This is a genomic window from Enorma timonensis (genome assembly GCF_000321165.1).
GTDB lineage: Bacteria > Actinomycetota > Coriobacteriia > Coriobacteriales > Coriobacteriaceae > Enorma.
In genome coordinates this window covers 40045-49541 of record NZ_CAPF01000018.1, presented here as the reverse complement: position 1 = coordinate 49541, position 9497 = coordinate 40045, and the positions used below count along the sequence as shown (strand labels likewise).

Sequence of the window (9497 nt, the reverse complement as noted above, 5' to 3'; positions counted from 1 at the left end):
GCCCGCGGGTGAGGCCGGCGCGGGGCGCGGCGGTCGCGCTCGGGGCCGTGTGGGCGTCGCGGGTCTGCGCTGCTCCATCGGCCGCATCGCGCTCCCCGCGTTCCTGCACGAGATGATACAGGCGCTCGAGCTCGCGCGCATCCATGAGCTTCGGGACGGGGTAGAGCGGGTTGCCCTCGGCGTCGGCGTGGCGCGCCATCTCGGGGATATCCTCGTTGCGGATGCCCGCGAGCTTCGTCGGGATCTGCATGGCGGCGTTCATCTCGCGCACCCATTGGATGAACGCGGTCGACGCATCATGGTCGTTCATGGCACCCGGGACCACGCCGGCGCGGCGCGCGAGGTCGGCGAGGCGGTGCTCGCAGGACGCGCCGTACTCCTCCAGGACGTAGGGGAGCAGCACCGCGTTCGCGAGGCCGTGCGCGATGCCGTACTGCCCGCCGAGCGAGTGCGCCACGGCGTGCACGTAACCCACGTAGGATTTCGTGAACGCGAGCCCCGCGCGATAGGCGGCGTGGAGCATGTGCTCCCGCGCCTCGGCATCCGAGCCGTCGCGGTAGGCGCGCAGCAGGTAGGTGTGGATCTCGTGCACCGCCTGGATGGCGTTGGCGCGCGTGTCGCGCGTCGTGGAGCGCCCGATGTAGGCCTCGACCGCGTGCACGAGCGCGTCCATGCCGGTCGTCGCGGTGATGCGCGGCGGCAGGCCGAGCGTGGTGCGGTAGTCGAGGACGGCGTAGCGCGGGATGAGCGCGAAGTCGTTGATGGGATACTTGTAGTGCGTCTCGCCGTCGGTGATGACGGCGGCGAGCGTCGTTTCCGACCCGGTGCCCGCGGTGGTGGGCACGGCGATGAGGAGCGGTAGGGGAGCGAGCACCTTGAGGATCCCGCGCATGCGCTTGACGGGCTTGCGCGGGCGGGCGATGCGCGCACCGGCCGCCTTGGCGCAGTCCATGGCCGAGCCGCCGCCGAAGGCGATGATCGCCTCGCAGCCGTCGGCGAGGTAGCGCTCGCGCGCCGCCTCGACGTTCGCGATGGTGGGGTTCGGCACGACCTCGTCGAAGACGCTCGCCTCGATGCCGCGCGCGCTAAGCTCCCGGATGAGCGGGCGGGGGAGCCCGAGCTGCATGATGGTGGCGTCGGTCACGAGCAGCACGCGGCGGATGCCCTTCTCGTGCAGGAGCTCGGCCGTCTCCTCGAACGATCCGAGCGGTTTGGGTTCGCGATAGGGCAGAAGTGGGATCGCGAGGCGGAAACAGGTCTGGTAGGCACGGCACCAGAGCATGCGAACGGGATTCATGCGGCTCCTCTCCGTATGGGCAAGATAGGTATGGCGCGGCCGGGCGATGCGGCCTGCGGCGCAGCTGGGGCGATACGGCCTGCGGCGGCACACGGGCGCTCGGTTTCGAAATGCCAGCTGAGAAGGATAATTCATTGAATCTTTATGACAAAACGTCAACATGAGAGATGGAGGCTCCGTGAAGCGGGTTGCCGCGCCGCGCCGCTTGCCGGCTCGTTTCGGAAACGTTACACGTTGATGACGCGGCGAGGCCGAAAAATCGCTGCGGTACAATGCGGCAGGTACGATGGGCGGGTTTATGCACACCCGCCTCGCTGGGTATCCGTTTCGATTCAGATTGGAGCATCATGACCTATTCAGAGCGCGTCATCGAAGAGCTCAAGGCCCGCTATGCCGATCAGCCCGAGTTCATCCAGGCTGCCACCGAGGTGCTGGAGACCCTCCAGCCCGCCCTCGATGCGCACCCCGAGTACGAGGAGGCCTCGCTGCTCGAGCGCCTCGTCGAGCCGGAGCGCGTGATCATGTTCCGCGTGCCCTGGGTTGACGATTCCGGCAAGGTCCAGGTCAACCGCGGCTACCGCGTCGAGTTCAACTCGGCCATCGGGCCCTACAAGGGCGGCCTGCGCTTCAACCCCACGGTCACCCTCGGCATGCTCAAGTTCCTCGGCTTCGAGCAGATCTTCAAGAACGCGCTCACCACGCTACCCATGGGCGGCGGCAAGGGCGGTTCCGATTTCGACCCCAAGGGCAAGTCGAACCGCGAGGTCATGGCGTTCTGCCAGTCCTTCATGACCGAGCTCTCGCGCCACATCGGCCCCAACACCGACGTCCCGGCGGGCGACCTCGGCGTGGGCGGCCGCGAGGTCGCCTACCTCTTCGGCCAGTACAAGCGCCTCCGCAACGAGTGGTCCGGCGTACTCACCGGCAAGGGTCTCTCCTTCGGCGGCTCGCTCGCGCGCACCGAGGCCACCGGCTACGGCCTCGTGTACTTCGTCGACGAGTACCTCAAGAGCCAGGGCGATTCCTTCGAGGGCAAGAAGGTCGTCGTCCACGGCTCCGGCAACGTGGCGATCTACGCCATCCAGAAGGTCGCGCAGCTCGGCGGCACCGTGGTGGCCTGCTCCGACACCAAGGGCTGGGTCGAGGACCCCGAGGGCATCGACTACCAGGTGCTCGAGCACATCTACAACAAGAAGCGCTCCGGCCACGATGCCGGCGTGAGCCTTGCGATGTACGTCGACGAGCGTCCGGGTGCCACCTGGCACGAGGGCGACGGCCGCGGCGTCTGGCAGCTGCCCTGCGACGTCGCGCTGCCCTGCGCGCGCGAGAACACGCTGCTGCTCGAGGACGCGCGGGCGCTCGTGGCGAACGGCTGCAAGGTCGTCGGCGAGGGCGCGAACATGCCCACCACGCCGGATGCCACCACCTACCTCATGGAGCACGGCGTCGCCTTCATGCCCGGCAAGGCCGCGAACGCCGGCGGTGTGCTCGTGTCCGGCCTCGAGATGAGCCAGAACGCCGAGCACCTCTCCTGGACGTTCGAGGAGGTCGACGGCAAGCTCGAGAGCCTCATGCGCGGCATGTTCCACAACGTCGACGACACCGCGCGTGAGTACGGCCACGAGGGCAACTTCGTGATGGGCGCCAACATCGCCGGCTTCACCAAGGTCGCCGACGCCATGATGGCGCAGGGCGTGTGCTAGGGAGCACTGCATCGTCCCATCGGTTGGTATCGTAGGTTCCGGCCGGTCATATACCCATGACGTTGCGCGGCTCGCACCGTAGCGTGCGAGCCGCTTTGCTTTTGGGCCCGATGCCTCGCCTCAACGGGGCGGGGTGGCCATTATTTCCAGATTTGTGACACGTTATGTGGAATATGGGGGTGTGCTTCGCTTACCGCCCTGATAGACGGCGTGGTTATCCCAGCTCTGGAGCAACCCCACCCCGATTTCCGCTGGATGCATGTCGCAAATCTGGAAAAAATGGCCAGCTTGGTTTCGTCGGGCTCTGTTGCGGGCGCTGATGCACATCCGTCAGCACGGTTTGAGCCCGAACGCCTCGCGCATGCCGTTGAGCAACCGCACGCGCCGCGCTGCGCCCTCCCGTGAACGATCCCTATATCTCATCTTGGCGCGGTGAAAGATCGTACTGCCCACGGCCTCGAGCGCCTCGACATCGCGAAGCGTGTCGTGGTTGAGCGCGATGACGGTTATACCGAGGGCGTTGAGCCCCCGGTTCCGATTCTCGTCATGTATGCGGGAGACGGTTTCGGCGTGATAGCCGCCGTTGTACTCAAGATCTACCCGTGCGCTCGGGATGAACGCGTCGCAGATGGTATAGGGCATTCCTGAAGCGTTTGAGGCGAGTCGGTTGAAATCGATCCGGCGGTTGAGCTGCATCTCCTTGATCCCGATGCCTCCCAGGGAGATCGGCATATGGAAGACCCCCGCCACGATCGCCTCCATGGGGGAGCGCGCGCCGTCAAGCAGGTTCGCGATGACCGACCGCGCCATCTTGACGCCCCGTACGTGGGGCATGCGCGCAACGACTCGGGCAAGGGCGGCGACCGTGGTCGCGGGCTCCGTTTCGAGGTACCCGGATGGGTCGGTCGAACCCTCGTCGCAATCCCAGCCGTCCCAGATGCCCTCGCACATGGAAAAGGTGCCGCACAGCTCATAGCCCAAGGCGAGCGCCTTGGGAAACGACAGCGTGGCGCAGCATTGGATGAAGGCGAGCTCCACCGACACCGAGAAGATGCCAGGAGCTGCTTCGAGGAGGGTCGCGCCGCGCGGGCTCACGCCCATGGTGTGGATGGAAACGTTCTCGCGGCGTCGGCGTGATGCCGAGCTCGAGGCGAGGAGGTGCACCCGCCGGGTGTCCTCGTCGCCCGGGCAGAACCCATGGCGCGCAAGCTCATCCAAGTCGACCGAGCGCGCGCTCGCGCGGGCTCGCGCCATGACGTCGCGCACCTCGCGCGCGGAGAGCGGCCGCCAGGGGAGGGCGGCATAGCGGCAGCGCGCGAAGCGGATGCCGCGCAGCGCGGACTCGTGGGAGACCACTATGACGGAAGGCGCTCGGTTCGTATCCATAGGGAAGGTATAGCGGCTCCGCCGCCCGCCAGCAAGCCCGGTGCGTCGCGCGGCTCCAATCTCCAGCGTTTCGCTACGCGATCGTTGCAAAAAACGCGAAAAACGGCCTTTTACGTGCGGAAATCTGACAGCCTTAGGGAGTTGGTGTGGAAAACGCCTCGACCGGGTGCGCTGCCGGACGGCGTATACTGTCAGTGTCCTGTCATGCGCGCCGCGCCGAGGCGTTAGGGGTTTGGTATGCAGCATGAATACATCGCCATCGCGCTCGGGGCGGTTTCGATGGCGCTCTCGTTCGTCCCGTCCAGCATCGTCCAGATCATCGGCGTCCTCGTGGGCGTCGCGGCGTTCCGCCTGGCCCGCCGCGTCAAGCGCGAGGATTACCGCCGCGACATGCCCTGCACGATCGCCCAGGTCATGGGTGTCGCGGGCGCGGTCCTGTGCGCCGTCGTCCCCATACTCAACGTCGTGGGCTGGATCATCCTCTGGGTCACGGGCTGATTCATGGTATAGTTTCCTTGGCGACGGACATATGCGTGTGAAAGCACGGTTGCAGCGGGGATCGAGGTTGCTCGATGACCCGTTGTGCTGATTCATGAGGAGCGCATATGTCTACCCGGCGAAAAAAGACGACACAACCCAATCCGCGCGGTTCGAAGGCCGCCCATCCCGCACCGGACGCGTTCGACGAGCGGCTCGCGCGCCATCACGACGAGCTGCGCTGGCTCTATATGGAGCTGTACGGCAACGGCGACATGTTCGCCGAGCTTATCCACACCATGCGCTACTACTACGACGAGCGCCCGAAGGCGCTGCGCGCGCTCGATGCGAAGCGCGAGGCTGAGGGCGCCTGGTATCGCGACCAGAAGATGCTCGGCATGCAGATGTACATCGATAACTTCGCGGGCACCATCAAGGGGGTCGAGGAGAGGCTCCCGTACCTCGAGCGGTGCAACGTGACCTGCATCCACCTCATGCCGTTCCTTGACACGCCGCTCGACAAGAGCCGTTCGGACGGCGGCTACGCGGTGAGCGATTTCCGCCGCGTGCGACCCGACCTGGGCACCATGGACGACCTCGCGCACTTGGCGGCGACCTGCCATGAGCACGGCATCAGCCTGTGCATGGACTTCGTGATGAACCACACGTCCGGGGACCATGAGTGGGCGCGGCGGGCGCGCGCCGGCGAGGGCGAGTACATGAGCCGGTACTTCTTCGAGGCGAACCCCGCGGTGATCGAGCGCTATTCGCGTGACGTGCCCCAGGTGTTCCCCACGACGGCGCCGGGGCACTTCACCTACCTGCCCGAGCTCGGCCAGAGCGTCATGACGCAGTTCTACCCCTACCAATGGGACCTCAACTACCGCAACCCGCGCGTGTTCAACGAGATGATGTACAACTTCCTGTTCCTCGCGAACCAGGGCATGGACATCATCCGTCTCGATGCCGTCCCCTACATCTGGAAGGAGCTCGGCACGAATTGCCGCAACCTCCCGCAGGTCCACACCATCGTGCGCATGATGCGCATGATCGGCGAGGTCGTCTGTCCCGGCATCGCGCTGCTGGGCGAAGTGGTCATGGCGCCCGTAGAGGTCGTGCCCTACTTCGGCACCCCGGAGAAGCCCGAGTGCCACATGCTCTACAACGTGACCACGATGGCCACGACCTGGCACACCGTCGCCACGCGCGACACGCGCCTGCTGCGCAGCCAGCTCGGCGCCGTGTGCTCGCTGCCCGCCTCGTACACCTTCCTCAACTACCTGCGCTGCCACGACGACATCGGCTGGGGCCTCGACTATCCGCTCCTCGCGTCCTGGGGCCAGCGCGAGGTGGAGCACAAGCGCTTCCTCAACGACTACTTCCTGGGGTGGGCGCCGGGCAGCTCGAGCCGCGGCGCGCTCTACAACGCCGATCCCGTCACGGGCGACGCGCGCTTCTGCGGCACGACGGCCTCGATGTGCGGTATCGAGGCGGCGGGCTTCGAGGGCGACGCGGCGAAGATGGACGTCGCCATCGCGCAGGACCTCATGCTCCACGCCTACATGCTCACCCAGTCCGGCCTCCCCATCATCTACAGCGGCGATGAGGTCGCCCAGGTGAACGACTACAGCTACGTCGAGGATCCCGAGCGCGCGGACGATTCGCGCTACATCCACCGCGGCCGCTTCCCCTGGGAGCTCACCGAGCGCATCGACGAGGAGGGGAGCGTCCAGCAGCGCATCTTCGACGGGCTGCAGCTCCTCGAGCGCGTGCGCCGCGAGGACCCGGTGTTCTCGGCCGGGGCGCGCGTGTGGCCGAAGGACTACAGCGACCCCGCGATCCTGTGGATCGTGCGCGAGGTCGACGGCGAGACGTTGCACGCCGTGTTCAACTTCAGCGACCAGCCCAAGACCGTGTGGATGCCCGAGCCCGCCGAGTACACCGACCTCGTAGCCGGCACAAATGAGGAAGTCGCCACCGTCGACCTCCCCGCCTGGGGCTTCACCTGGCTCAAGCACATCTGGTAGGAACCCGTTTGCGAGTACGTAACCCGCTCATCTGAGATACGTTCTCCGCATCAACGGCCGAGCCATCCGCCCTCCCGCCGGGGCAGGCGCTCGCTCCGGCGCAGTTCCGCAGAAACGGCCCTCCCAGGGCCGTTTCGAGGACTGTCTGAGCACGGAGGGAGCGCCGGCCCCGGCGGGAGGGCGGAGCGCTCGCTACCGTTGCGCGTGCTGCTGGCGCCAAGCCCTGGGCGAGAGCCCGCGGGCGTTCTTGAACGCGCGCGAGAAGTGCAGCTGGTTGGGGTACCCCACCGCGCGGCCCACCTCGCCCACGGAAAGGTTCGAGAGCTTGAGCAGCTCGCAGGCCTTCTCGATGCGGAACCCGATGAGGAACTGCTGCGGCGAGACGCCCATCGCGTCGCGGAACACCTTGCCGAAGTAGCTGCGGTTGAGCCCGGCGTTGCGCGCGATGTCCTCGACCGTGATGTCGCCCTGGTAGTTCTGCTCGATGTAGGCGAGGGCGTTGTCCACGTAGAAGCTGTGCAGGCGGCTCGAGGCGCCCGAGCGGTGCGGCCGCGCTGACCCGAGGAAGGCGTCGAAGAACAGGTAGGCGCACGCCACGAGGTAGAACTGCGAGGCGCTGCGGTGCTCGAGCAGGCTGCGCATGGCGTCGACCATCTGCTCGCAGCGCTCCTCGTCTTGCGCCTGGTACACCGGGGAGGCGGGGGAGAAGCCCAGGCGGTCGAGGTTGGACTTCACATGCGCGCCGTCGAACTCGATCCAGATGTACTCCCAGGGCTCATCGAGGTCGGCGACATAGGTGGTGATCTGGCCGGGGAAGATGAGGAACCCCTCGCCCGCGTGGAGCTCGTGGACGGTCGCGCTCCCCATCTCGTCGGTGGCGGTGAGCGACCCTTTCCCCTCAAGAATGAAATGGAAGAGGTAGTGGCTTCGGCGCGCGGGACCGAAGGCGTGCCCCGGCGTGCACACCTCGCGGCCGTACTGGTAGGGCATGAGGTCGGTGAAGACACCGCCCTCGAAGGTTGAAAACTCGATCTCGTGTGGACGCATGACATCCTCCATCGCGTCGTGACCGGCTGCGTCGCTGTGCCGTGCACTTATGGCGTACTATATACCAAAATGCGATAAATAATCAACAAGGGTATATAATTCCTCTATAGATGTCGCAATATGATATATAAGCCTAATACATCATAAAACGTCGGCAATTACGTGGGCAAATACAGTATAGCGCTCCTGTGAAGACCTCCATCTGGTAGGGGAAATTTGATACCGTTGACCCCTCCTTTTCGACCGTCTATCGAATTTCCGGTAAAACTATACAAACTATTTACCCATATTTACCAGCGCTAACAAGAATTAAGTAAGTATTTATAGCTAAGTATGTGTATAACCTAGCAAAAGGATAATTTTTACTATGGACACATACGCTTTGTCTGTCGCCTACGTCAAAGCAGGTCAAGAGCTCACGTTGGAAGGGGAAGCTCGATGGCAGGACTCACGCTCGAACACGTTGGCAAGAAGTACCCCAATGGCTATGAGGGGGTGAAGGACTTCAACCTCGAGATCGCCGACAAGGAATTCATCATCTTCGTCGGTCCCTCTGGGTGCGGCAAGTCCACGACCCTCCGCATGATCGCCGGCCTCGAGGACATCACCTCGGGCACGCTCAAGATCGACGGCCGCGTTGTGAACGACGTCGAGCCGAGCGAGCGCGACATCGCTATGGTCTTCCAGAACTATGCCCTCTACCCGCACATGACGGTCTACGAGAACATGGCCTTCCCGCTGCGCTTGCGCAAGGTGGACAAGGCCGAGATCGACAAGGCCGTCCACGAGGCCGCGCGCATCCTCGACCTCGAGAAGCTGCTCGACCGCAAGCCGTCGGCGCTCTCCGGCGGCCAGCGCCAGCGCGTCGCCATGGGTCGCGCCATCGTGCGCAAGCCCAAGGTCTACCTCATGGACGAGCCGCTCTCGAACCTCGACGCCAAGCTGCGCGTCCAGATGCGCGCCGAGATCTCGAAGCTCCACGACCGCCTGGGCGCCACGATCATCTACGTCACGCACGACCAGACGGAGGCCATGACGCTCGGCACGCGCATCGTCGTCATGAAGGAAGGCGTCATGCAGCAGGTGGACACGCCGTCCAAGCTCTACGCCGAGCCCTGCAACCTCTTCGTCGCCGGCTTCATCGGCAGCCCCCAGATGAACTTCATCGATGCCACGGTGGGCGAGGCCGAGGGCAAGATCACGCTCACCTTCGGCGGGAACACCATCTCCGTGCCCGAGTCGAAGGCCGAGGCGCTCAAGCCCTACATCGGCCGGGTCGTCATCGCCGGCATCCGCCCGGAGGACGTCATCGAGGAGCACGAGCACGCCGAGGACAAGCGCCTCTCCGAGCCCATCGACTCGCTCGTCACGGTCTACGAGCTCCTGGGCGCCGAGGCCATGATCTACGGCGACGTGGACGGCGGCGCCATCTCCGCGCACGTGTCCGCCACGAACCCCGCGCGCACCGGCAGCCGCATCAGGGTCGCCTTCGACATGGACAAGCTCCATGTATTCGACAAGGAGACCGAGCTGGCCATCGTCCACTAGCCCGAGAGGAGA

7 protein-coding genes are annotated in these 9497 nt (G+C 65.2%); 4 read left to right on the top strand and 3 right to left on the bottom strand.

Features of this window, described 5'->3' with window-relative positions:
• Positions 1 to 1297 (bottom strand): iron-containing alcohol dehydrogenase (locus BN423_RS10610; RefSeq protein ID WP_019238679.1); only part of this gene is annotated, 1297 nt, incomplete at its 3' end.
• A 347-nt stretch (positions 1298 to 1644) separates the two neighbouring features.
• On the opposite strand from BN423_RS10610, the gene gdhA reads away from it, so the two are divergent.
• Positions 1645 to 3000 carry an NADP-specific glutamate dehydrogenase gene (gene gdhA, locus BN423_RS02375; RefSeq protein WP_019238678.1) on the top strand — a complete coding sequence of 452 codons (1356 nt, stop codon included), beginning with the start codon at positions 1645 to 1647 and terminating at the stop codon, positions 2998 to 3000.
• Positions 3001 to 3330: 330 nt separating this feature from the next.
• Here gdhA and BN423_RS02370 read toward each other — a convergent pair whose 3' ends face one another.
• A complete protein-coding gene (locus BN423_RS02370; RefSeq protein ID WP_232385472.1) occupies positions 3331 to 4386 on the bottom strand; it encodes an endonuclease domain-containing protein in 1056 nt (351 codons plus the stop codon).
• Positions 4387 to 4623: 237 nt separating this feature from the next.
• Between BN423_RS02370 and BN423_RS02365 the strand changes: the two genes are divergently transcribed.
• Both BN423_RS02365 and BN423_RS02360 read left to right on the top strand, forming a co-directional pair.
• The gene (locus tag BN423_RS02365; RefSeq protein WP_019238676.1) at positions 4624 to 4884 is read left to right on the top strand and encodes a hypothetical protein; all 261 of its coding nucleotides are present in this window, start codon (positions 4624 to 4626) and stop codon (positions 4882 to 4884) included.
• A 107-nt stretch (positions 4885 to 4991) separates the two neighbouring features.
• A complete protein-coding gene (locus BN423_RS02360; protein WP_019238675.1) occupies positions 4992 to 6890 on the top strand; it encodes an amylosucrase in 1899 nt (632 codons plus the stop codon).
• Between the two features lie 192 nt (positions 6891 to 7082).
• Here the strand turns inward: BN423_RS02360 and BN423_RS02355 are convergent, their stop codons facing one another.
• Entirely contained in the window at positions 7083 to 7937 is an 855-nt protein-coding gene (locus BN423_RS02355; protein ID WP_019238674.1) for an AraC family transcriptional regulator, read from the bottom strand.
• Between the two features lie 438 nt (positions 7938 to 8375).
• On the opposite strand from BN423_RS02355, the gene BN423_RS02350 reads away from it, so the two are divergent.
• Positions 8376 to 9485, top strand: coding sequence for an ABC transporter ATP-binding protein (locus BN423_RS02350; protein ID WP_019238673.1), 1110 nt, complete (start codon positions 8376 to 8378; stop codon positions 9483 to 9485).
• Positions 9486 to 9497 lie beyond the last annotated feature (12 nt).